Origin of the sequence: Puniceicoccus vermicola (genome assembly GCF_014230055.1) — a bacterium.
Lineage (GTDB): Bacteria > Verrucomicrobiota > Verrucomicrobiia > Opitutales > Puniceicoccaceae > Puniceicoccus > Puniceicoccus vermicola.
The window spans coordinates 1-23388 of the sequence record NZ_JACHVA010000139.1; the positions used below are offsets into that span (position 1 = coordinate 1).

Consider the following 23388-nt stretch of genomic DNA (forward strand, 5'->3'; position numbering starts at 1 on the left):
ACCGTCCGCAGCGCCCAACGATCCCCTTCCACCAGAACACTCTTAAACCGCTCACACCAAAGCGGTCCAAAACGATCCCGCGACCGATTAAACCAAAGCGTGAATCGTTGCTTGAGGGTCTTCATCATCCAGGAAACATCCCCCATCCGTCGCAACAGACTCTTCCGCAAGTCCATCCCTTCCAAAGTATGATCCCGAAGGTGCCCCTCCAAAACCTCAGCCCGCATCGGATTCCAAGGCGTAGGCTTCGGATAGAGCCGACGATACCGACGCACCAACTCCTCATCCGAAATACTCACCTCCGCCGGCACCTCCACCAAAACATGGAAGTGGTTCTTCATCACCGCATAGGTAACCACCCGAATCCCCGAGAAATCAGCCACCTGCCAAATCATCTTCCGCAAAACCTCCCTCTCCCGATCCCCAAAGAGAGCCTCCCCATTCACCGTTCGACTCATCACATGGTAGTAGGCTGTTTGCCCATCAAGACGCATCCGTTTTCTTCTCATGGTCTCCAGTTAAAGCAGATACTTAGATATTGAACAAGAATAATCAACCAGGTTACTAAAAAAGATATTTTAAAATTAGATCTCCTGTGAGAACCTCTCAAACTTCCAATTCCCTTCGGAGTCTTTCCCTAGGGTGATGTATAGGGTTTGAGATTCGTTCTGCTTGGTTCCGCTGCTGCGGGTCAGGGTGGCCTCCACGGTGGTTTTTACTCTAGCTTCTTTTTCGTTGGGGAACGATATGGATGGGGAGCGGAATTGTAGGTCTACGGTTTGGCCGGATTGGATTAGGCCTAGGTAGCCTATCGCGAGTTCTTTGGGGCTCCGGACGCCTTGGGCGTTGGGGTAGCGGCTTTCTAGGACTACTGGGTTGGCGAGTAGGTCTTGGAAGGTGCTGATCAGTTTTGCTTTTCCGAGAAGGCCTTCGGAGGAGGAGTTTGAAATGGTGTTGGAGAGTTCTTCTAGCTTTTCGCGGATGATGTCTTCTTCTGATGATCTGAAGCCGAAGTACCAGATCGCGGTTCCGATGAGAAGAGCCAGGAAGGCAAGGAGGGGGCGAGGAATTTTCATGAAGATCGTGGCTTGCAGATTTTTCGCTGGTCAGGCTAACCTGAGAAATGAGCGTAAACGAGACAGTTCTGCAAATTTTTCGGGACAGCGGTGCCCTTCTGGACGGGCATTTTATTCTGCGGTCTGGGCTCCGCAGTCGTCAGTTTTTCCAATGCGCTCAGGTCTGTCAGTATATGGACAAGGTTACGGCCTTGGCGGAAATGCTCTTGAAGAAGCTTGAGGGATATTCTTTTGAAACGGTCATTGCTCCGGCGATGGGTGGTTTGGTGATTGGTCAAGAGGTGGCCCGTCAGGCCGGAGTGCGATTTATTTTTGTGGAGAAAGAGAACGATCAACTCGTTCTGCGTCGGAATTTCAAAGTTTCTCCGGGGGAGAAGGTTCTTATCGTTGAAGATGTTGTTACCCGTGGGGGACGGGCAAATGAGGCCATTGCGATTGCGCAGGAGTTGGGTGCAGAAGTCGCCGCTCTCTCTGTTCTTGTGGACCGTAGCAGTGGTAAGGCGGATTTTGCGGTGCCGTTCGTTCCGTTGATCTCGATGAACGTTGAAACCTTTGATCCGAACAACCTTCCAGAAGACTTGGAGAAGATTCCGGCGGTGAAGCCGGGGTCTTGAAGCTTGGGGAGCGGGGAAATTTGGTGTCTGATCCTGTCAGCCTCAGCTTGCCTTTCGAGGGGTTTGTTCTAGCTTCTTATAGGTAATGCCAGTGTTCGCCACAGCAAAGGCCGGGGGGTCGCCAAAATCTGCCGCGAGATTTTTCTCGGCGGCGGCACCATTTTTGGAGGCACTCGACCAGTTTTTTTCAGATCAACGCAGCGAGTTTGAGCCGGAGTTGAGAGAGTTGGTGCAGTATGCGCTGTCCCATAGCGGGAAGCGTTTGCGTCCCATTTCTCTTTACCTGACCGGTGCCTCTGCAGATGGGGGATTCAATGCCGACATGGTTCGGGCTGCGGCGGTGGTGGAAATGGTTCATTTGGCGACCTTGGTCCACGACGATATTCTCGACGGGGCGGATTTACGGCATAAGCAGGAGACTGTTTCCCGCAAGTATGGGGTGCCTGCAGCGGTTTTGCTGGGCGATGCTCTCTTTGCTCAGGCCTTACAGTTGGCCAGCGGATTTGCGACCACGGAAGTGTGCCGTCTGGTTTCGGAGGCGACCCGAAAAGTGTGTGCCGGAGAGATTGAGCAGACCTTGGACGGCAAGGCTCCCGACGATGACACGCAGCGGTATTTTCGAATCATTGAACGCAAGACGGCCGTTCTTTTTCAGGTTTCCTGCCGATTGGGGGCTCTCCTTGGGGCTCCGGGGCCCGATATGGCCGAGACGGCTGGAGAATTTGGGCGCCATGTCGGCATCGCTTACCAGATTTACGATGACTTGGTCGACGTTATCGGTTCGGAGAAAGCGATCGGAAAGACGTTGGGCACAGATTTTGCCAGCGGCAAACGGACCCTCCCTTTCATTCTTCTTTTTCAGGAGTTGGAAAGTGGCGAGAGGGAAAACCTTTTGGCCAGTTTCGCTGGAGGCGACGAATCGGCGCCCGATGGCGTCGATATTGGGAAGTTGATGGTCGAGAAAGGCGTGGCCGAGAGAGTTGGCGAATTCTTCGGTCTGGAGATCGGGAAAGCGAAGGCCGCCGCTAAAATTCTAGCGGAGTCCGATGGAGGCGAAGGGCTCTACGATCTGGCAACTTTCATAGAGGGGCGTTTCGCTGGATTGCTCGGCGACGAGAATTCCTAAATTCCGGCAGGAAATCTGCTTTCGAAGGATTGGCTCGCCCGTCTTTGACCTTGCGTTTTAAGGCATTCTCGGGTGATCTTCAGAATTGTGAGTGATCGATCAACAGCAGCGGCGGCAGGAGTGCAAACGGGTAAAGTCGGATTGGCTGACTCGGATGCGCGTCTGATTGAGAGCGTCCGTTCCGGAAACATCGCGGCCTTTGATCAGCTGGTTAACAAGTATAAACAGCGCATTTTTGCGATCATCTACAATATGACCTCGAACCGTGAGGACGCCGCCGATTTGACGCAGGATTGCTTCATTAAGGCTTTTCGTTCTCTCGACCGATTCAAAGGTCGCTCTCATTTCTTTACTTGGCTTTATCGCATCGCCGTCAACGCGACCCTCAGCCACATCAAGCGGAACCGGTATCGCCGCTTTTTCAGCTTCGAGAATCTGAACGAGGAGGGCGTTAGTCCTGACTTGGCAGAGGCTCTGGCTTCGAAAATGCAGACCGAAAGACCCGTAATGTTGGGGGAATTGCAGGAAAAATTGAACGAAGCTCTCCAATCGCTGTCTCCCAAACATAGAACTGTCGTAGTTTTGTTTGAGATTGAAGGTTTGAGTCATGAAGAGATTTCTGAAGTTTTGCACACGTCGGTGGGAACAGTCCGTTCCCGGCTTCACTATGCAAAGCGTCAGCTGCAAGCATCTCTTCAGCCATACCTCGGTTAGCGAGGAACGATGCTAGAGCTTAAAGACGAAGATAAAAAAACATCCTTAGAGGATCTCCTCCGGGTCAAGCGGGCTGAGAAGCCTGATGATGCCTTTTGGCAGAAGTTTGACCGGGATCTGGAGAAGAGGATTGTTAAATCGGTGGTCCATCGGGAATCGCCGGTACAGTCCGTTCTGCAATGGGTCTACCATCACGGGAAGAGCATCACAGCGATTTCCTGTGTCTCGGTGGGAGCCTATTTTCTTTTTTCGGATGCTGACGTTGCTCCTGTTAAAGAAACTTATGTGGCCGATGTGAGGCCAGCTCCGGCGGCAACGGAAGCTCTCGCCAAGGTGGATACCTGGTCGAGCGGAAGCGCACCCTCGTTGAAGGGTTCGGAGCAGGATTATGTGATTGAAGTGCTCTCGAGTGGAGCAGGGCCCTCTAGTGGCGCCGGAAGATCATGGTTGGGAAATTCCTCGCAGGAGGATTCAGGCTCTTATTATGTAGCCGACCAATTATCTTCCAGCGAATTGGGGTGGTCGGGCGAGCGGTTGCCGTTCTAATTTAGGCGTCCATGTGGCGTTTCGCTTTTATTTTTTTAGGGCTTTTGAGTCCTCTTGCAGTTCCTCACCTCTTTGGAAGTGAGGCCCTGGCTCTGGAGCGGCGTCTGACGACGGTTTTTCGGGACAATAACGCGAAGGTCGTCCGGATCAAGGCTGCCTACGAGAGCGAAACGGAAAACGGGAAGGTTTCCCTTCGAGTGGGGACAGGATTTTTCGTGAGTTCGGATGGGTTGATTCTAGCGAACTCGAGTGTCACGGAGGGTGCGCGCCGGATCTGGGTGGAGCAGGGAGATACAAGCTATGTGGCCGAGATGGTCGGGTCGGATGCGGAGACCAACATTGCCCTCCTCCAGGTCACGGACCAGCCCAAGGGCAGTTTCGACTTTATTCCCGTGGATGAGCAGCCTTATCCGGACGTCGGGACCCTCTTGCTCTCGATCGGTTGTGCACTGGAGTTCGATCCGGCCCCGCGCCTGGGCTTGGTCAGTGGGCAGGACTCGAATTTCGGGCAACGCGTATTTCCGACGGCCTACATTCGCACGACGATTCCGGCCAATCCGGGGGAGGGCGGTTCGCCGGTTCTCGACCTCAATGGACGGTTGCTGGGAATGATCGTTGCCTCTCTGCCGGAGGTCGGTGCTTCGTATGTGATCCCGGCAAGTGCAATCGGACGGGTTCGCGATGATCTAATGCTCAATGGATCCGTGCAATACGGTTGGATCGGGGTTGAGGTGGAGAGTCGACCTCGCGGTGCTGACGATGAGGCTCCGCTTCTTGTGACCAGTGTCGTTCCCGGAGGTCCGTCCGATGTGGCGGGGATTCAGGAGGGAGACCGGATTCAGAAGATCAACGGTTTGTCGGTACCTACGATTAACGTCATGAGGCATCGTTTCTTCCTCGCGCGCATCGGGCAGTACATTGATTTCATGATCGAGAGAGAGGACAAGGTCCTCGATTTAGGGGTGCGCGTCGGCGAACGCCCGGCGGCCGAGTAGTTTCTTCGGGAACGGAATCCTATCCTTCTGAGGGCTGACTTTTTTCAGCGGATCCAAGGATCGACGAGGGAGAACGAGCCCACGTCGAAATGTCCTCGATCCCCGATTTTCAGCGAGGGGATGACCAGTAGGGGCATGAAGGACAAGGTCATGAACGGCGAACGCAGGGGGCAACCGTCGGCTTTTGCCAGTGCGGTGAGCTCCTCAAAGGCGTGAGCGGCCTCCCAGGCGTCGCCTTCTCCCATCAGGCCTGCGATGGGCAGAGGATAGCCCTTCGTGGTCTCTGGAGAGCTGAAGGCCAGCCCGCCCTTGGATGAGATCACCTCATTAATCGCTGCCGCGAGCGATTGATCGTTCGCGCCGACAGCGACCACATTGTGCGAATCGTGAGCGACGCTTCCGGCGACGGCTCCGGTTTTGAGTCCAAAGTTTTGAATCAGCCCCACCGCTGGCGGTGCATCTTCATAGCGGTTGACGACGACAATTTTCAGCAGGTCACGATCCGGGTCTGAAACGACCTCGCCGTCCTTCACGGTGGGGAGGAGGTCCTCACGGCCGGTGACCAGTTGGCCATCGACAGCCAGCATGGTGGCAAATTTTGCTCCGTCGACCGCTTTTAACTGGAGTCGCTCTTCACGGATCGGTGAGGCGGCAAATTCATTGATCGGAGGGATTTCGCTTGGGCTGAGGAGGGCTTTGCCATTTTGGGCAACCGGTTGGCCATCGATCCAAGTGCCTTGCACGTGAAAATCGTGGATGCCGCCCACTCGGATGAAGTCGGCAGGGTCTCCCGGTTGAAGAAGTCCGGCTGGGAGCCGATAGTGTTCGATGGGGTTGCGGGTCGCGGCGCGAATGGCCACCATGGGATCGACTCCGTTGTCGATGGCGCGTCGGATCAACCCGTCGATGTGGGAGACGACCAGATCATCGGGATGTCGGTCGTCACTGCAGAAAAAGCAGCTGTCGGGAGACTCTTGGAGCAGCGGCCAGAGAGCGTCGAAGTTGCGGGCGGCAGAACCTTCCCGAATGGCGACTTTCATCCCGCAGGCGACTCGCTGGCGTGCTTCATCGAGGGTGACGCACTCGTGATCGGTCTGGATGCCGGCGGCAGCGTAGGTCCGGAGGTCCTCGCCGATCACGCCGGGGGCGTGTCCGTCGATGGGAAGGTCGCGCTTTTTGGCTTGTTCGATGATGTCGAGCATCCGCAGATCTCCGCCGATGACCGCGGGAAAGTTCATGACCTCCGACAGGTAACTGACTCCATCGAGGTCGAGGAGTTCGGCGACCTCTTTCGGTCCGAAGGAAGCACCTGCAGTCTCGAAGGGAGTAGCCGGTACGCAGGACGGGGCGCCGAAGGCGATCTTGAGAGGAGTGTCTTGGGCGGAGCGGATCATCCACTCGACGCCGGCCTTCCCGCAAACATTGGCGATCTCGTGAGGATCGCTGACCGTGGCTACGGTGCCGTGGACGGTTGCGGCACGGGCAAATTCAGCGGGGGGGAGCAGGGAGCTCTCGATATGAATATGGGCATCGACGAGCCCCGGGAGGTAGAGGCAGTCGCTCGGGGCCGATTCGTCTTCGATGACACTGAGGATGCGACCGTTTTCGACGGTGAAGCGGCCGGGAAAGATCCGGCCCGTTTTAACATCAGCTATCTGACCGGCGAACTCGCTCATAATCCAGCTCCTAGGCTTCGGCGGGAACCGGCTCAATTCCCCGGAGGGTCTTGCAGACCGAATCGATAATGAAGTCGGGGGTAGAGGCCCCGGCGGTGACCCCCACGGTTTGGTACTGGCTCATGATCTGGGGATTAATCTGCTCGGCGGTCTCGATATGGTAGGTGGGGCGGTCGTGCTCCATGGCCAATTTGGCAAGCTTCCGGGTGTTGGCGGAATGGTGGCCTCCGATGACGATGATGGCTTCGGCACCCTGCTGAACCAGTTTTCTCAGGTCGGTTTGGCGCTCTTTGGTCGCGCCGCAGATCGTGTCGTAGATTTCGGCCTCGGGATATTTCTCGCGGAGCAGATCGGAGAGACGCTGGAATTCGTGGACGAACATGGTGGACTGCGAAACCATGGCAACTCCGCCTTCCATCTCGGGGAGAGCCTCAATGTCTTCCTCGTTTTGGACGACGTAGCCCCGTCCACCGGCGTAACCGAGAAGCCCGATCACCTCAGGGTGTTTGGGGTCTCCGAAAACGACGGTGTTCTTCCCCTTGCGAGCGCCCGCCTTGATCCGGCCGGCGATGACGCCAACGTCAGGGCAGGTGGCGTCGCGAAATTCCATTCCAAGATTTTTCAGGTACTTGCGGCGTTCGGGGGAAATCCCATGGGCGCGCACGACCAAAACGGAGCTCTTCTTATCCTCTTCACTCAGCTGGAGCTCCTTTTCGCTCGTGTAATCGCCGACCTCACGAACGCCGGACTTCTCGAGCTTCTCCATCATTTGGCTATTGTGGATCAACGGGCCGTCGGTCAGGACTTTCCCGCTGTTTTTCTCGGCGTAGTTCTCGGCAATCTTGATTGCACGCTCGACTCCCCAACAGAAGCCAGCACTCTTGGCCCGGATCACTTTCATATCTTTCAATAAGAAGGGTATGCTTCTACGGTCAACCGCAGACATCGATCGACTCGTTTATGAAAATTGTATTTTATTCGTTGGTCGCCTCCATTTTCCTGGGGCTAAGCGTGCAAGTGGGGGCGAAGACCTTCAGTGTTCTCGCCTTCAATGTGGAGAACCTCTTCGACGTCGACGGGACGGCTCTGTACGAGGATTACGGGATGGAGCCTTCCGGTGGTGGCATTCCCTACTCGGCGAAGTTGCTCGGCAAAAAACTCGAATTTGTCACGGAAACCCTTTTGGCCGTGAATGAAGGGGAGGGCCCTGAAGTCATTCTCTTCCAAGAGCTCGAGCGCGACCAGACGCCGGAGAGCACGATTGCGAGCCTCGAGGAGTTCTTGGCTGAGTTCGAGGGGATCTCGCTGGAGGAAATGCTGGCAAATTCCGACGATTCCCGGATTCGAGGTCTTCCCTCCTATGCTTTCCTTGCAAAAGCGATGGAGGAAAAGGGCCTCGACTACCCGTTTATGGCTCTCGGGGCCGATCCGCAGATCATCGAAGGTCGTCCAGCTCACGTGAATGTGGTCTTCAGCCGCTTTCCCATTGTCGGGGCGGATTCATTTCCGACAGAGAGTGCACGCGAGATCCTCGTCGTGAAAATCGACGTCGATGGCCATCCCTTGTTTGTCATCGACAATCACTGGAAGTCGGGAGCCTCGCGTCCGGAGACGGAAGTGATTCGCCTTCTGAACGCGAGAACCGCCCGCAGTGCCTTGGACGGCATTCTCGCCGTTGATCCCCGGGCAGACGTAATTTTCGCTGGCGACCTGAACTCTTACTACGACCAGATCTCGCTCTATCCCGAAATGGAGCGGACCGGAGTGAATTCGGTCCTCGGTTCTCAAGGTGACGAGCAGGCAGTGGCTGATGGAGAGGAAGATCTATACAATCTTTGGTTCGAATTGCCGGTCGACGAACGTTTCTCTGAGGTCTGGAGGGGGCGCAAGGGGACTCTGATGAATATGCTCATCACCCCGGGTCTCTACGACGATCGAGGGATTCGCTATATCGACGGTTCGTTCGAAGTCTTGCGGCTTCCCGGCCTGAATATGGACGAATGGGGCCGACCCGCCCGCTTCCAGTTCGAAGGCGAGGGCCGTGGCGGGAGCGATCATCTTCCCATCCTGGCCCGTTTTGAGACGGTCGATGGCGATGGTTCGGAAGTCCTCGAGTTGACGAATCCCGGGCGTGACGAAGATCAGCCGCGCGAGGTTCTCTATCTCGATTATGATCTCGATCACTACGCGGGGGATCCGCCCGAGCCGATGAAGAATTTGATGAGATTGCCGAAGAGCGAGTGGTCCGCCCACCTTGGCCAGCTTTATGAGATCGAAGGTCGATGGGTTTCGCGGAACCCGCCCACCCTCTTAACCGGCGAATACGAGATGGAGGTTTACTGCCCCGATCGGACGATCTGGAAAGAAGTGGGGAACATTTCCCAAGGCAAACCATTGCGGGCCGTAGCCGAACTTGGCACTTGGGAAGGGAATTACCAGTGGGTCATTCGTGACGCTTCCTGGTTAATGGTAGGCCGTCGGGGACTCGAACCCCGAACCAATTGATTAAAAGTCAACTGCTCTACCGATTGAGCTAACGACCCCCGGAAAAGAAATAGTCCATGAATTCAACGCCGCGGGGTCAAGTAGACTCTTGCCCGAAGTGAACTTTTTCGAAAACGCGAGATTTGTTCCTTTTTCGGATCTTTTTGCCTTCCTGGATGGGAGGTTTCGGGGAGGTGGTTTCTGAGCGCATGGATTCCGGTTTACACTGACGATTCTTTTACCTATAGGTAGTGAGCAACCATTACAGGATGATTGAGAAAAAGTTTAAGGATCTGGTCTTGGTCTTTCTGCAGGGAGAGATTAGCCCGGCTGAGATTGAGTGGCTCGTTGGGGATCTTCACGCGCGCCGAGATCGCCGTGATCTTTTTGCGGAAGCGATCGAGTATTATCTGGAAAATGAGGCGGGCCCTGCCCGTCGTGTTTCGGATCAGAGATTGCGCGACATTCTCTTGAGAGACCTCTCGAAAATCGAGGTGCGGGACTTGGAATTAGCCATGCCTCGCCGCAGGGCCTCTAACTTTTCTCCAGAGGAGCGGGAGGCGAAATTACAGGAAGGAGAGGCGGTCGCGGAGCCGAAGCGGACGGAAAGGGTGGCCGAGATCCTTTTCGATAAGCCTCCCCCGCCGTCTGACGACCGATCCATGGTCCTCCCCATCGTCGGGGTACTTATTATCGTCCTGACCTTCTTCCTGATGGTGCGGTTTTCCTCTCTCAAAAACGATGAAGAGGTGGCCGACGCAGCAGAGTTGAAAAAAGCTCGCGAGCTATCCGATGCCGCAGCTTTCCGCCAAGCAAACGAATTTATTTCGGAAAGCAATCTTGATGAGGATAAGGAATCCGCCGACGAGGGGGAAGAGATAGAAGCCGTTTCCGACAAGAAGATTGCCGACGAGCCGCCGGTTTCCCTCGTGGATTTGGTCGGTGGAAAGAAAGAGGCCGAAGACAGCACTAGCGATGCGGCCGAGGTCGGTGACCAGATTCTGATTTTTAACAATCCTTAGTCTACCGGCGCGGAGATTTCCCAGCGAGAGCTTGAGAAAAACTTTGGGCAAGTCGCTGATAGGCCGGTAGGGTTCCTTCCGCAGGATAGCGCCGGGAACCGTCGACGGGAGAACAGAGATGTTCCTGGATCGCTGAGAAATTGCCACCGAGAGGACGAGCCGCCCGCAGGACTGCACCAGTCGCTACCGAGCCGGAGGTCGCTAGACGATCAACGGGGATGCCCATCACATCAGCGATTGTTTGGGCGATTCCATCGTTGGAGGAAGCTCCTCCGGTGAGAAGGATTACTTCAGGCTTTGCCCCGATCCACTCCGTCTGCAGGCGCATGTTGATGAACTGGCCTTCCAAGCAGGCACGAACCAATTTGTTCGGATCTGGATCCTTCTGAAATTCTTCCGATCCGAAGAGAAGCGGCTCATGGAAATCAACACGTGGATTGATCTCGGGTCCGAAGAAAGGGATCATCCCGTCACCATCGTTTCCGATCGGCGTATTCTGTAGCCCCTCACAGTCGAAGGCTGTCCATTCGACTCCCAGTTGCTCTTTAACTTTTTCCCGGGCCAGAGAACCGTTGCGAAAGCAAACGAGGCTCATGAATCCGCCGAGAGGATTCCCAAAAACATGTCCGTAGCCATTGGGATCCGTTTTGACTTCGGGCATCGCGGCAAAAAATGTGTCACTGGTTCCCAAGCTGATGACGACCTTCCCGGGCTGGGCCGCTCCCATGCCAACGAGACTGCTCGGGTTGTCCCCAGTGAAGGCGACGACTTGGGCGCTGCCAGGGATTCCGTATTTTTGCTGGAAGTAGGGGGCAAGCGGTCCAACAACGGTTTCCGCCAGTACTGGGTCGGGTAGCTTATTTGCGAGTTCAGGAGCGGTTGCTTCGAGCAGTTCCTCGTCCCATGTCAGGGTTTCGAGATTGAGGAGATTCATCCCCGATCCATCTCCATGGTCGATGGGCGCATCTTTGCCGGCTAGAACACTGGCGAGAAACGAGCTGACCAAATGAATTCGTGTCGTGCGGGCATAGGCGTCCGGATCTATTTTGGCGAAGCGTCGGATCTGAGGTCCGCTGAAACGTTCAATCGGAACGGATCCTGATCGCCGGCACACCTCCATCGCTCCTCCCAGTTTCTCGGCGATTTCCTCACATTCCTGTCCAGTGGAAACGTCCATCCAGATGGGAGAGGTTGCCCGGGAAATGCAGGGGCCGATTTGTTTGGCCAGGTTTTTGTCGCTGCTCAACCGTGACAGATGTTTTTCCCAATCTTCGTTGAGATAGACCGTGCCATGTTGTTGTCCCGCGCCGGAAATGCCAACGACTGAGGAAAAGTCAGCGCCGCCTTCGCTCATGCGTTGGAGGCAAAGGTCGAGTGCGTCGAGCCACATAAGTGGATCGGCGTGAAACTCTCCTTCTGAATTGCCCTCGATGAATCCCTGCGGGGCGTTATACTGTGGGAGGTCGCGGCCGAAATTGACTTCTTCCTCCGAAAGAATATTGCCTGAGTCATCGACCAGCAGAGCCGAAAGGCTCTGGGTCGAAGCGTCGAAGCCCAACCAGCTGTTCATCAGATGAACTCGTTGATGAGGTTTTCGAGCATTTCCTGGCGTCCGGAGCTGATGACCGGTTCGCCGCCGGCGAGGGCTGCCTTTTCCAGTTCTTCGAACGAGGTGTTGCCCGCTGCGACCTTGGCGCCAATGCCTTCATCGAAGGAGGCGTAGCGTTCTTTCACAAAGTCGCTGAGTCGACCGTCTGCGCGGATCGCCGCGGCGATTTTGAGCCCTCGGGCGAAAGTATCCATTCCGCCAATATGAGCGTGAATGAGGTCGATGGGTTCATGGGACTCGCGGCGGCGCTTGGAGTCGAAGTTGAGGCCACCGGTGGTGAAGCCTCCCATCCCGAGGATGACCAGCATTACCTGGGTCGTTCCGTAGATGTCAGTGGGGAACTGGTCGGTGTCCCAGCCGAGGAGGGTGTCGCCCCGATTCGCGTCGACGCTGCCGAGGAGTCCGGCGTTGGCGGCCACGGTCATTTCGTGCTCCATCGTGTGTCCGGCCAGGGTAGCGTGGTTGGTCTCGAGGTTGAGCTTAAAGCGATCAGTCAGTCCGTATTCGCGGAGGAAGTTCAGGCAGGCGGCTGCGTCCGAATCGTATTGGTGGGTGGCGGGCTCGCGTGGCTTCGGTTCGATGTAGAAGGGGCCAGTGTAGCCGATCTTGTCCGCATGATCGATCGCCATGTGGAGGAAGGTCGCAAGGTTGTCGAGCTCCCGCTTCATGTTGGTGTTGAGCAGGGTGGAGTAGCCTTCGCGTCCTCCCCAGAAAGTATAGCCGAGTCCGTCGAGCTCCTTGGTGCATTCAAGGGCCTTTTTTACTTGGGCGGCAGCGTAGGCGTAGACGCGGGCGTCCGGGCTGGTCGCGGCACCCTGCGAATAACGCGGATGATTGAAGAGGCAGGCGGTCCCCCAGAGGAGTTTCTTGCCAGTCTCGTTTTGCTTCTCTTTTAGTTTGGCGACGACTTTGTCCAAGGCGGCGTTGCTCGCGGCGAGGTCATTGAGCTCGGGAGCGATGTCGCGGTCGTGCCAGCAGTAGAAATCCATATCCATCTTTTCGAGAAACTCGAAAAAGACGTCGACGCGATTGAGGGCGTTCTCGACGGAGTCGGAACCATCGTCCCAAGGCATCTGCGCAGTGCCGGCACCGAAAGGGTCCCCCAGGGTGTTCCGCATCACGTGCCAGTAAGGAGCGGCGAAGCGAAGGTGCTCCCGCATGGTTTTGCCTTCGACGATTTCGTCCGGGTTGTAGTGTTTAAAAGCGAGAGGGTTCTTGGAGCTAGCGCCTTCGAACTGAATCTTTGAGGTGGGGAAGTACTCTTTCATGGGTATCTTTGGGTTAGGGAAAACTAAATAATATCCGATTTCCGGTTCGCGTGGAACCGCAAATTGCGTAATTATTTTTTCGATTTGCGACAAGGTTTTTCAGAAAAGCTTCCTTCCAAGCGGGTGGCGATTGTGATGTCGGAGGTATTCCTGCGGCGCCTGTCGCCCTCACTGGCACACTTTGTCCGGAGGCAGTTGGACTTTCGGATTCTCTCGATTCATCGTCCGAAGGAAGAGTTGCGGGCGTCCTTGGAAACCATGCGCCCTGCCGGGCTGATCACGGAATGGTTGCCGGACATTACTGAGTTTCTGATCGGATTGGGCTATCCTACCGTGGTGGCCGATTCGGACGAAGAGGTCCCGGGCGGAGCTGCCATCGACATTGATGATTGGGAAGTGGGCCGGGAAGCCGCACGTTATTTCTTGCGGGGAGGTCATCGCAATTTTGCCTTTCTCGGCAACTCTCTTCCCTATTCTGGGCAGCGCTACGCCGGATTTTCAGAAGAGCTGCAGCAGGCGGGGATCGACCCGCCGACTTCATACGTCGAGGAGGAGCCGAGTGGGAAGCAGTATCTTGAAGACTTGCGGGAGCCGCAGGCAGATTTCTTTCACTGGCTCGAAGAGCTGCCAAAGCCGGTGGCGGTTTTTGCGGCGCATGATCCCCTCGGACGTTTTCTCTGTGAGGCCTGCAGGGTGCGGAAAATCAGGGTGCCCGATGAGGTTTCGGTTCTGGGAGCGAATGATGACCCGCTGGTGGGTGCCTTGAGTTTTCCCTCCCTCTCGAGTGTGCAGATCCCTTGGGAGCGAATCGGGATCGCGGTGGGGGAGGCCATGAACAATTTATTGGCGAAGGGAGGACAGGGATCGAAACCTCTGTTGCTCTCGCCGGGCGGGGTGGAGGTGCGGCAGTCCAGCGATACTTTTCACGTAGAGGATCCGGTGCTCCGACGGGCTTTGGGCTGGTTGCAGCAGCATCACCGAGAGTCTGTGGGGATTGAGGACCTGTGCCGCGGACTGCGGGTATCAAGGAGGTCACTCGAAAGAAAATTCAACGAGTATCTACGCAAGACTCCGTATCAGGCCCTTTCGGAATTGCGGGTCGAGACGGCACGTCGACTTCTCGTGGAAACCAATGAGCCCATGCCGCTGGTGGCTGAGCTTTCAGGATTCGGTGATGCGGAACGTTTGTCAGTGGTCTTCCGCCGGGTAACCGGGAAAAGACCGTCGGACTTCCGCAAGCGGTTTTAGTGACGCCTTACACCCCCGCTCTCCGGGCTACTTGTCGTAGCGTCGGCTGCGGCGGAGGATCGAAATGACAAGATAAAATCCGAGGCAGCCGGAAGCCATGAAGCCAAGCATGCCGATGGCGGGATAGCCCCAGAGGAAGGGGCGGACGCCGGTGGTAATAATGAGTGAGGAGCCAATGATGAGGGCGGCCGTGACGACGCCGACAGTCAGGCGGTTCATCGAGTTCCGGAAAGTTTCTTGAAGGCCCTCGGTCCCTGTGTGGTTAAGATTGATCTGAACATCTTCCTCCTCGAAGCGGCGGATGAGTCGTTGGAAGTCACTGGGGATTTCCTGGAGGCTTTTCATGGCCCGCAGGAGCGGCCAGAAGTTCTGTCTAATGAGCGTTTTTGGATTCCAGCGCTCGCGATTGAGTTTGACCAAGTAGGGTCGGGCGCAGGCTTGGAGGTCGAATTCGGGGTCCAAGCCCTTGGCGGTTTCCTCGACGCAGAGAATGGCCTTGGCCAGCAAAGCATAGTCGGAAGGGACATCGATACCGTTGATGCCAAAGGTGTGGATGAGCTCGAGCCCCATTGTCCCGATCTCCGTTCCTGCTGGGCCCACCTTGGTATTGCGGTTTAGCAGCAGTGTGACCGCTTGTTCGATCTTGCGGCGGCTGACGGGGCGATTGCTGGTGGAGATTCGTTCCGCGACATCGACGACCTTGTCCGGGTTGCGGGAGGTAATGCCCGCAAACAAGTCTGCGAGGTTGAAGCGCATGTTCCGCGTGATCTGCCCGACTTGACCCCAGTCGAGTAGGCAAATGCGGTTGTCGGGGGTGACGAGCATGTTTCCGCTATGCGGGTCAGAGTGGAAGAAGCCGGCGACAACAATCTGGTGGAAGACGCTCTCTCCGCCGACGATTGCCAAATCCCGGGCGATCTCGGTTCCGGACGGGACTTCATCGGGGGGAATACCCTCGACCCATTCCGTGATGAGCAGTCGTTTCGTGGTGAACTCGCTGTGAACCTCGGGCGCGAAGACTCGCTCCGGGTTCTCATTCATCATCTGGAAAGTTTCGGAATTTCGTGCCTCGTTGCGGAAATCGAGTTCCTCTTTGACGCGTTCGTAAGCCTGCTCAACCAGAGATGGGAGATTATAGGGGCGAAGTCCTTCGAAGCGCTGGTGAATCTGGCGGGCGAACCAGCCGATGATTTCAAAATCGGAATTGATCGTTTTGGCCGCATCGGCCCGTTGCACTTTAACGCAGACGATTTCTCCGGTGCTGCGCAGCTTCGCTCGATACACTTGCCCGAGGGAACCTGAGGCAACCGGTGTTTCGGGAAAATTGACAAATACCTCCTCGATCGGGCGGTCCAGTTCCTTGGCAAGGATCGGTTGGATCCTTTTGAAGGTCTGAGGCTCGACTTGGCTCCGGAGCTTTTTCAACTCGATCAGGAGCGGCTGCGGCAGTTTGTCCGGGCGGGTGCCGACAATCTGCCCAAATTTCACAAACGTGGGGCCTAATTCTTCGAGAGCATTGCGGATGCGCTCGAAGGTCGAGAGGTGGGCAACCTTGTCGCGAACCAAGTTCTTGAGTAAGAACTGCGGCGTATCGAGTTGGAGCAGAAGGTCTTCAAATCCCCAGCGAACGAGGATGGCGATGATTTCCGGAGCCCGGACTGCGTTTGAGAGGAAGTGGAATGGCTTCACGTTAGAATAGGGCGGCCCAGCAGTGGTCTTGCTCGATCTCCAAAGACAGAAGCCGTTTTACCCGTGTGGCTCGTAGGGGCCCAGAGGTGGCGAATCAGGATTCGCCGTCGTTCGGGAATTCCCGATGCCAGCGGCCTTCCAGGTCACGAACTCTCTTTTCGAGAGACTCTATTTGGTCCTGAGTGACTACTTGGGCGCGGTTGAGCATGTCAGTGAAGAGACGAGTGGCTTCGTTGCGGGCCTGCTCTGTCTCTTTTTCCCCGGCTTCGATGATCTTGCTGGAGAGATCCTTTGCCTCGTCGGCGGTCATCTTCCCCTTGTCGACCATCTCTTGGAGATTCTTTTCGACTTTGTCTTTAGTGATAACAGCAGCGCCTACGCCTGCGAACATAGCTTTTTTAACGAGATCGAACATACCCAACATTCTAGGAAGTTCAGGTTGTAGGACAATGGAAAACTCTTGTGACCTCAGGATGAGGAGTCTGCCCGTTTTCCCCGCTCTGGCGATTACCAGAAGAGCAGGTTCACCACGGCAAGGGCGAGAAGGATACGATACCAGGCGAAGATCCGAAGTCCGTGCCGCGTCAGGTAGCTCACAAGCCATTTGACGGAGAGGGCGGCGAAGACGAAGGCGATCAGGATTCCCACCAGAACCGGCCCGATGTCGAGCGTTTCATACATCCAGCGGCCTTGGGTGACGGCCTTGTATCCGGCTGCGGCGGATAGGGTGATCAGCCCGAGGAGGAAGCTGAACTCGGCCGAACGCTTGGGGGAAAAACCGGCGAGATAGCCACCGATGATGGTCATCATGGAGCGGCTGGTCCCCGGCCACATCGCCACACACTGCAGAAGGCCGATGAGAAAGGCTTTGGAGACCGGGAGTTCATGGAGGTCCGGTCCTTCATCCTCGGTGTCGACCGTCCGTCTGTCCCGCCATTTTTCGACAATGAGAATCAGCAGGGCGCCGAGAATGAGGGCGTTGATGACCGGAACCGGTCCGAAAAGGTGCTGGTCGATCCATCCTTCAAAGAGGAGTCCGAGGACGGCTGCCGGGACGAAGGCCGCAATGAGATTACGCAGGAGGAGGAGGCCATTTCGGCTTCGACCGAGCATCCCGTAGAAAATGTCGAGGACCCGGCGGCGGTAGATGAGGAGGACGGCAAGGATCGCACCGCCCTGAATGATGATGGCGTAGGCATTGGCGGCATCCCGGAGGGTGCGGCCTTCGGCTGCGGATGAAGAGGAGCTGCCTTCGATGGGGCGATCGCTGTCCAGGCCGAGGAATCGGTTGGCGAGGATGAGGTGCCCCGTGCTCGATACGGGGAGGTATTCGGTCATTCCTTCGACGATGCCGAGGACGATGGCGTCCGTATAGGTCAGAGACGCCGGGCGTTCATCAACAACCTCGGGCAACTCCACCGTTTCCGGCGAGGCCGAAAAAACGCAAACGGGCGAGAGGAGAAGAACGGCCATCCACAGATGCTTCAGCCATGCACTGGGCAGTGGCTTCTGGGATGATGTTTCTCTCACGACAGTTGAGTCTGATCAGGCGTTAGAGCCAGTAGTCGAAATCTTCCTCATGTCTTTGCTTGCGGAAGATTCGGAAGATGTGAGCCGGGCAGACGTGAGGATTGAGTTTGATGAAATTTCGCGGTCCGTTCCAGAGATAGTTCGCGCGTGGCATATCGCCGTCTGGCTCGGGGAGGAGGTCCTGAACGAGGAAGGGATGGGTCGAGTCGACGCCGTACTCCTCGAGAGGGAGAACGATCCAGCCGCTTTGCTCGTTGTAGGGGTCGAGGTTGACGACAGTGAGGATGATATCGAGCCCGCTCGGGTCGTGCTTGATGAAGGCGATGAGCTGGGGGTTGTCCGTCTCGACAAAGCGAATGTTGAAGGTTCGCTGGAGGGCGGCGTGATCGCGGCGAATGTGATTGATGCGGCGGATGATCGGCCGGAGATTCCCGGGAGCGGAAAGATCCCACTGCTTGATCTCGTATTTCTCGGAGAAATTGTATTCCTCTTTGCCGGGGAAAGCCTCGTGAACGCACTGCTCAAAAGCGGGACCATACATCCCGTAGTTCGACGAGAGGGTTGCGGCGAGGATGAGTCGCTGCACAAAGGCGGGACGCCCGCCGTACTGGAGGACTTCCGGGAGAATGTCGGGTGTGTTGGGCCAGAAGTTGGGCCAGAAGGTCCGCTGCCGTTCGGGGGCGCAAAGTTCCTTCATGTAGCCTTCCAGTTCCTCTTTGGTATTGCGCCAAGTGAAGTAGGTGTAGCCGTGGGTGAAGCCCGATTTGCCTAGCCGGTATTTTAACTTCGGACGTGTGAAAGCTTCGGCGAGGAAGAGGACGTCGGGATACTGGGTCTTGATTTCGCGAATCGCCCACCGCCAAAACTCAAAGGGCTTGGTATGCGGATTATCGATACGGAAAACGCGGACGCCGCACTCGATCCAGTGGACGAGAACGGATTTGAGTTCGTCCCAGAGCTCGCGCCAGGTTTCGCATTCGAAGTCGAAGGGGATGATGTCCTCGTATTTCTTCGGAGGGTTTTCCGCAAACTGGACGGTGCCGTCTGGCCGCCACTTAAACCATTCGGGGTGCTCGTTGACGTAAGGGTGGTCGGGAGAGCATTGAAAGGCGATGTCCATGGCCACTTCCATGCCGAGTTCGCCCGCCTTCCAGATGAAGTCGCGGAAACTCTTGAGGCTGCCGAGAGCCGGATGAATATCCTTGTGGCCGCCTTTTTTCGAGCCGATGGCCCATGGGCTTCCGACGTCGGTGGGGGTGGCTTCGAGACTGTTGTTTTTGCCTTTGCGGTGAGTGTGGCCGATGGGATGGATCGGCGGGAGGTAGACCACGTTGAAGCCGAGCGAGGCCACGTTCTCCAGCATCGGTTGGGCTTCGTCGAAAGTGCCATGCTGCCCGGGAGTCTTGGCCCAGGAGCGCGGAAAGAATTCGTACCAAGAGCTGAAGGCGGCGCGCTTCCGCTCGACCCAGATTTCCCGGGAGGGCAGAACCGTCTCGTGCCTCCGGTCCGGGAAGTCCCGGGCGAGGTCGGTGAGTTCGTCTCCGAGAAGCAGGTGGATCTTCTCCCCCATCGGCACGCCCGGCTCGCGGAGGAGGGAGGCCATTTGGCGAAGGGCGTCGCGGCTGCTCGAGTTCGCCCGATTCTGCAGGTCTTCAATCAGATCGATTCCGATCTCGATCTCGACGTTCAGAGGTTGCGCCGAGTCGACTTTCTTGCGGAAACCATTCTGCCAGCTGAAGAAGGGATCGACCCAGGCGGCGACGGAAAATTCATGGATGCCGATGACCTCGGGAAAGATGCGGGTGCTCCACTCGTCATTGGGCTGCTGTTCCAAAGGTATCTCGGCCCAGGTCTCCGTGTTGATCAGGCGATAGCGGAAGACGGCGCGGATTGTGTCGTGGCCGTCGGTAAAAATGTGGGCCGAGACTTCGACCGGTTCTCCTATGATCGTTTTTACGGGGAAGAGCCCGTGATCGCAGGAGGGCTCGACGTTCTCGATGATGACCCGGTTGGCACCGGAGGCGAGGGGATCAGTAGGTGTCATGAATGTTTCCGAAGGGAATCGTAGAGCTTTGCGGTTTCCTCGGCAATGGATTTCCAACTGAAAGTGGACTCGGCTCGTTTCCGTCCTGCCGTCCCGTAGGATTTCCGTAGACTCGGGCTCGCCATGATCCGGTTGATCGGTCGCGCGAGGTCGCGCGAGAAAGTGTCAGGGTCACGGGGGGCGAAGGGAGCTTCCTCTTCTTGAGCGAGCGGAACAAGGTGTCCGGTTTCGCCATGGACGACCACCTCCGGAATCCCTCCCACCGAGGCCGCGACAACCGGGGTTTCGCAGGCCATCGCTTCGAGGTTAATGATGCCGAAGGGTTCGTAAATCGAAGGGCAGCAGAAGAGGGCGGCGTGAGAGTAGACTTGGATCATCTGGTCCCGGGGGAGCATCTTCTCGATCCAGACCAAGTGCTCGCGTTCAGTGGCGGCACGGCCGAAGGCTTCCTTCATCTCGGCAGCGATTTCCGGTGTGTCCGGCGCACCCGCACAGAGGACCACCTGAATCTCGGGATCCAAATATTTCAGGGCGTTGACGAGGTGGATGATCCCCTTTTGCCGGGTGATTCGGCCGACAAAGAGCACGTAGGGGCGGTTCGGGTCGATGCCGTTGGCGGTGAGGGCGTCGCTCTCCGAGACTTTATGATATTCCTCCGTGTCGATGCCGTTGTAGATGACCTTGATTTTGCCGGTGTCGACCCGGAAGTTGCGGAGAACATCGTCGCGGGTGCCTTTGGAGACGGCGATGATCGAATCGGCCATCTCGATCGCGGTGCGTTCCACCCAGAGGGAGAAATCATAACCGCCTCCGAGCTGCTCTCGTTTCCAAGGGCGGAGAGGCTCCAGGGAGTGGATCGTAACTACGAGCGGGATACCGTAGTTCAGTTTCGCGAAAATCCCGCCGAGGTGAGTATACCACGTGTGGCAGTGGACAACGTCAGCATCAATGCCTGCCTGGTTGAAACCGAGGCAGCGCTGCGATGAATCGAGAATCGATTTGAGGTTTGGAGGGAACTTCATGTCCCCGCTGATCCCCGGAAAGCCCTGCACCTGAAGATTGCCCGAATCGATGTTTTGATCACCAAAGCAGCGCACGTCGACCTCGATGTGCGAGGCGAGGTGACGACTCAGGTAATCGACGTGAACGCCAGCTCCTCCATAAACGTTCGGGGGATATTCGTTTGTGAGGAGGAGGGTTTTCATTGTCGGGGCTAGCGTATTCTATTGCTCGGAATAAACGCCCAGCTTGCGGAATCGGTCGTAACGATGCTGGAGCAGATTTTCGGTTTTCATCTTTCCGAACTTGTTCAAATGGCGCCCGATGGCCGTGCGCAGGCTCTCGGAGGTCTCCTTCGGGTCGGATTGAGCTCCGCCGAAGGGTTCCGGGATGACTTCATCGACGACTCCGTGTTCGAGGAGCGATTTTCCACTGAGACCGAGGGCCTCGGCGGCTTCCGGGGCAAATTTGCGATCCTTCCAGAGGATGGCGGCGCAGCCCTCTGGAGAGATGACGGAATAGTAGGCGTTCTCAAGGATGAGGACGGAGTCCGCCAAGGCGACACCCAAGGCGCCACCGGAACCTCCTTCACCGATGACGATCGCGATGATCGGCACCTTGAAGAGGCTCATTTCCCGGATGTTTACTGCGATCGCTTCTGCGACGTGGCGCTCCTCGGCACCGATCCCGGGGAAAGCCCCCGGAGTGTCGATGAGGGAGATGATCGGCATGTCGAACTTTTCCGCCATCCGCATGAGACGCAAGGCCTTGCGGTAACCTTCCGGATGCGGACACCCGAAATTGCGGCGTAGGTTGCCTTTTGTGTCGCGCCCCTTCTGCTGGCCGATGACCATGACGGGACGACCGTTGAAGAAGGCTGGACCACCGACAAAGGCCGGATCGTCTTTGAAAAGGCGATCGCCGTGGATTTCCTCGAATCCGGTGAAGATGTTGGCGATGTGGTCGAGGGAGGTCGGACGCTTGGGGTGGCGGGCCAGTTGCACCCGCTGCCAAACGGTCAGACCAGAGTAGACCTCACGTTTGGTCTTCTCGATCTTTCCTTCGATCGCCTGAATTTCTTCAGACACATCCATGTTGCTCTGCTCGGAGGTTTCCTGCAGGCGCCGTAGCTGGCCTTCGAGTTCGCGGAGGGGTTTCTCGAATTCCAGAGTAAACTCGGACTTTTCCATAAAAAGAGCTAAAGGGTCGGTTTTCGTGGTGTCAATGGGGATGGCGTCGCTTCCTCGCCCCCATTTCGGTCAAATGTCAAAGGTGTGAATCGCAAATCCGGAACGGAGTTTCGGCTCAAACCATGTGCTCTTTGGCGGCATGACCGCATCGGCGTCCGCAATATCCATTAGTTGTTCGACAAGAACTGGATAGAGGCTGAAGGCAATGCCAGCCTTGCCGTCGTCGACCCGTTGCTCGAGGAAACCAGTGCCCCGGATTCCGCCAACGAACTCGATACGCTCGTCGGTGCGGGGATCGCCGATTCCGAAAATGGGATCGAGGATGCGGTCTTGAAGCAGGCTAACGTCGAGAGAAGAGACGGGGTCCGCGCCCTCCTCGGGCTCAAGACGGATGCCGTACCATTTTCCGCCAAGATAAAAACGAATCTCACGCGGTTCGGTGGGCTCGGCGTCGGCGTCGGCACGGACCTCGGCCACGGCTCCAATCTTGTCGAGGATTTCCTCGTCGGAGAGGCCATTCTTGTCGAGGACTAGGCGATTGTAGGCGAGGATCTTCAGCTCTTGAGCTGGAAACAATACGGAGAGAAACCAGTTGTAGTCTTCTTCGCCAGTATGGTTCGGATTCGCCTCGCGGGATTCGCGGCCGACTCGTGCGGCACTAGCGGCGCGGTGGTGCCCGTCGGCAATGTAGAAAGCGCCCACATTCTTGAAGGCTTCGACAAATTCGCTACCGCCCGGAACCCGCCAGACCGTGTGCTGAATGCCATCCGGTGCCGTTAGGTCGTAGAGGGGAGTTTCGCGGCAATGTGCATCGACGAGGGAGTGAATCCGAGCGTCGTCGCGGAAGGTAAGGAAAACCGGCCCGGCATTGGCACCCATTTCCTTGGTGAGACGAGTGCGGTCATTTTCCTTGGCGACCCGAGTCCTCTCGTGACGCTTGATCTTTCCCGCATCGTAATCGTCGACATGGCTCACCGCCACGACTCCAGTCTGACTGTGCTCGCCCATCTTCTGACGATAGAGAAAGAGGCAAGGCTCACTCTCGCGAACCAACGCTCCGCTCTCCTGGAGTTTCTTAAAGTTCTCAACCGCTTTTGCGTAGACCTCATCCGCGTAGGGGTTCTGCCCCTCCGGAAAATCAATCTCGGCGCGGACCACATGCAGCATGCTCTCCGGCTTCCCCTCGGCGAGTTCGCGAGCCTCCTCAGTGGAGACCACATCGTATGGAAGGGAAACGACGTTGGCTACGGCTTCAGTGGAGGGACGGAGCCCCTGAAAGGATCGGATACGCATAGGGGGTCGCTTCTAGCCAATGATACACCTTTCAGACGAGGCTTAATTTTCCTTTTTCGAAGATGGGATCCAGAACTCCATGAAAGAAAGGGACTTCCGTAATATAATTAACCAGGTTAAAAAAACCTTTACATTGTCAATGATCCCGGTCTTCTTGAGCTGAAGTGGAGGGGTGGGTGAAGGTCTGCGGTTCGGTGAACTGGGGAGAAAGCAGGTTGCGATGGACTGGCCGATGATCCGCGATGGCTGAAGGCGACTCGATTCC

22 protein-coding genes and 1 tRNA gene are annotated in these 23388 nt (G+C 56.6%); 8 read left to right on the forward strand and 15 right to left on the reverse strand.

The window, feature by feature from the left end:
* On the reverse strand, positions 1-509 hold a 509-nt coding region (locus tag H5P30_RS20300; protein ID WP_185693661.1), incomplete at its 3' end, for a transposase.
* Between the two features lie 75 nt (positions 510-584).
* Positions 585-1076 (reverse strand): hypothetical protein, encoded by a 492-nt coding sequence (locus tag H5P30_RS20305; protein WP_185694751.1) that lies wholly within the window; start codon positions 1074-1076, stop codon positions 585-587.
* 47 nt (positions 1077-1123) lie between these two features.
* Here H5P30_RS20305 and pyrE point away from each other — a divergent pair, with 47 nt between their 5' ends.
* The 5 genes from pyrE to H5P30_RS20330 all read left to right on the forward strand — a co-directional run bounded on the left by pyrE (position 1124) and on the right by H5P30_RS20330 (position 5071).
* Positions 1124-1690, forward strand: a complete 567-nt coding sequence (gene pyrE / locus H5P30_RS20310) for an orotate phosphoribosyltransferase (RefSeq protein WP_185694752.1) — start codon at positions 1124-1126, stop codon at positions 1688-1690.
* Between the two features lie 85 nt (positions 1691-1775).
* The gene (locus tag H5P30_RS20315) at positions 1776-2816 is read left to right on the forward strand and encodes a polyprenyl synthetase family protein (RefSeq protein WP_185694753.1); all 1041 of its coding nucleotides are present in this window, start codon (positions 1776-1778) and stop codon (positions 2814-2816) included.
* Positions 2817-2903: 87 nt separating this feature from the next.
* The gene (locus tag H5P30_RS20320; RefSeq protein ID WP_221774422.1) at positions 2904-3530 is read left to right on the forward strand and encodes an RNA polymerase sigma factor; all 627 of its coding nucleotides are present in this window, start codon (positions 2904-2906) and stop codon (positions 3528-3530) included.
* Positions 3531-3539: 9 nt separating this feature from the next.
* On the forward strand, positions 3540-4076 hold the full coding sequence (locus H5P30_RS20325) for a hypothetical protein (protein WP_185694754.1): 537 nt from the start codon (positions 3540-3542) through the stop codon (positions 4074-4076).
* 11 nt (positions 4077-4087) lie between these two features.
* Entirely contained in the window at positions 4088-5071 is a 984-nt protein-coding gene (locus H5P30_RS20330; RefSeq protein ID WP_185694755.1) for a S1C family serine protease, read from the forward strand.
* Between the two features lie 44 nt (positions 5072-5115).
* On the opposite strand, the gene ade is transcribed toward H5P30_RS20330, so the two are convergent.
* The 3 genes from ade to H5P30_RS22145 all read right to left on the reverse strand — a co-directional run bounded on the left by ade (position 5116) and on the right by H5P30_RS22145 (position 8205).
* Positions 5116-6747 (reverse strand): adenine deaminase, encoded by a 1632-nt coding sequence (ade, locus tag H5P30_RS20335; protein WP_185694756.1) that lies wholly within the window; start codon positions 6745-6747, stop codon positions 5116-5118.
* 10 nt (positions 6748-6757) lie between these two features.
* Positions 6758-7648 carry a 4-hydroxy-3-methylbut-2-enyl diphosphate reductase gene (gene ispH / locus H5P30_RS20340; RefSeq protein ID WP_185694757.1) on the reverse strand — a complete coding sequence of 297 codons (891 nt, stop codon included), beginning with the start codon at positions 7646-7648 and terminating at the stop codon, positions 6758-6760.
* 104 nt (positions 7649-7752) lie between these two features.
* The gene (locus H5P30_RS22145; RefSeq protein ID WP_185694758.1) at positions 7753-8205 is read right to left on the reverse strand and encodes a hypothetical protein; all 453 of its coding nucleotides are present in this window, start codon (positions 8203-8205) and stop codon (positions 7753-7755) included.
* Between H5P30_RS22145 and H5P30_RS22790 the strand changes: the two genes are divergently transcribed.
* On the forward strand, positions 8158-9252 hold the full coding sequence (locus H5P30_RS22790) for an endonuclease/exonuclease/phosphatase family protein (protein WP_425504940.1): 1095 nt from the start codon (positions 8158-8160) through the stop codon (positions 9250-9252). The two genes, H5P30_RS22145 and H5P30_RS22790, sit on opposite strands and share 48 nt — an antisense overlap.
* On the opposite strand, the gene H5P30_RS20360 is transcribed toward H5P30_RS22790, so the two are convergent.
* Positions 9215-9290: transfer RNA gene (locus tag H5P30_RS20360), tRNA-Lys, on the reverse strand. The genes H5P30_RS22790 and H5P30_RS20360 overlap by 38 nt on opposite strands.
* A 210-nt stretch (positions 9291-9500) precedes the next feature.
* On the opposite strand from H5P30_RS20360, the gene H5P30_RS20365 reads away from it, so the two are divergent.
* Positions 9501-10253: a hypothetical protein gene (locus H5P30_RS20365; protein WP_185694761.1), complete on the forward strand. Its 753-nt coding sequence runs from the start codon at positions 9501-9503 to the stop codon at positions 10251-10253.
* 1 nt (position 10254) lies between these two features.
* Here the strand turns inward: H5P30_RS20365 and H5P30_RS20370 are convergent, their stop codons facing one another.
* Positions 10255-11823: a xylulokinase gene (locus H5P30_RS20370; protein ID WP_185694762.1), complete on the reverse strand. Its 1569-nt coding sequence runs from the start codon at positions 11821-11823 to the stop codon at positions 10255-10257.
* Entirely contained in the window at positions 11823-13130 is a 1308-nt protein-coding gene (gene xylA, locus H5P30_RS20375) for a xylose isomerase (protein ID WP_185694763.1), read from the reverse strand. Before xylA ends, H5P30_RS20370 begins: the two co-directional genes overlap by 1 nt.
* Positions 13131-13265: 135 nt before the next feature.
* On the opposite strand from xylA, the gene H5P30_RS20380 reads away from it, so the two are divergent.
* Positions 13266-14378 carry a substrate-binding domain-containing protein gene (locus tag H5P30_RS20380; RefSeq protein WP_185694764.1) on the forward strand — a complete coding sequence of 371 codons (1113 nt, stop codon included), beginning with the start codon at positions 13266-13268 and terminating at the stop codon, positions 14376-14378.
* Positions 14379-14405: 27 nt separating this feature from the next.
* Here H5P30_RS20380 and H5P30_RS20385 read toward each other — a convergent pair whose 3' ends face one another.
* From H5P30_RS20385 to H5P30_RS20415, 7 genes are all read right to left on the reverse strand, one after another.
* Entirely contained in the window at positions 14406-16067 is a 1662-nt protein-coding gene (locus tag H5P30_RS20385; RefSeq protein ID WP_185694765.1) for an AarF/UbiB family protein, read from the reverse strand.
* A gap of 94 nt (positions 16068-16161) precedes the next feature.
* Entirely contained in the window at positions 16162-16482 is a 321-nt protein-coding gene (locus tag H5P30_RS20390; RefSeq protein WP_185694766.1) for a phasin family protein, read from the reverse strand.
* A gap of 92 nt (positions 16483-16574) precedes the next feature.
* Positions 16575-17597 (reverse strand): undecaprenyl-diphosphate phosphatase, encoded by a 1023-nt coding sequence (locus tag H5P30_RS20395; RefSeq protein WP_221774423.1) that lies wholly within the window; start codon positions 17595-17597, stop codon positions 16575-16577.
* A gap of 22 nt (positions 17598-17619) precedes the next feature.
* Entirely contained in the window at positions 17620-19641 is a 2022-nt protein-coding gene (locus tag H5P30_RS20400; protein ID WP_185694767.1) for an alpha-1,4-glucan--maltose-1-phosphate maltosyltransferase, read from the reverse strand.
* Positions 19638-20846, reverse strand: a complete 1209-nt coding sequence (glgA, locus tag H5P30_RS20405; protein WP_185694768.1) for a glycogen synthase — start codon at positions 20844-20846, stop codon at positions 19638-19640. The genes H5P30_RS20400 and glgA overlap by 4 nt, the downstream gene beginning before the upstream one ends.
* Positions 20847-20864: 18 nt before the next feature.
* Positions 20865-21830: an acetyl-CoA carboxylase carboxyltransferase subunit alpha gene (locus H5P30_RS20410; protein ID WP_185694769.1), complete on the reverse strand. Its 966-nt coding sequence runs from the start codon at positions 21828-21830 to the stop codon at positions 20865-20867.
* Between the two features lie 69 nt (positions 21831-21899).
* A complete protein-coding gene (locus H5P30_RS20415) occupies positions 21900-23123 on the reverse strand; it encodes a DUF1015 domain-containing protein (RefSeq protein ID WP_185694770.1) in 1224 nt (407 codons plus the stop codon).
* Between the last annotated feature and the right edge of the window lie 265 nt (positions 23124-23388).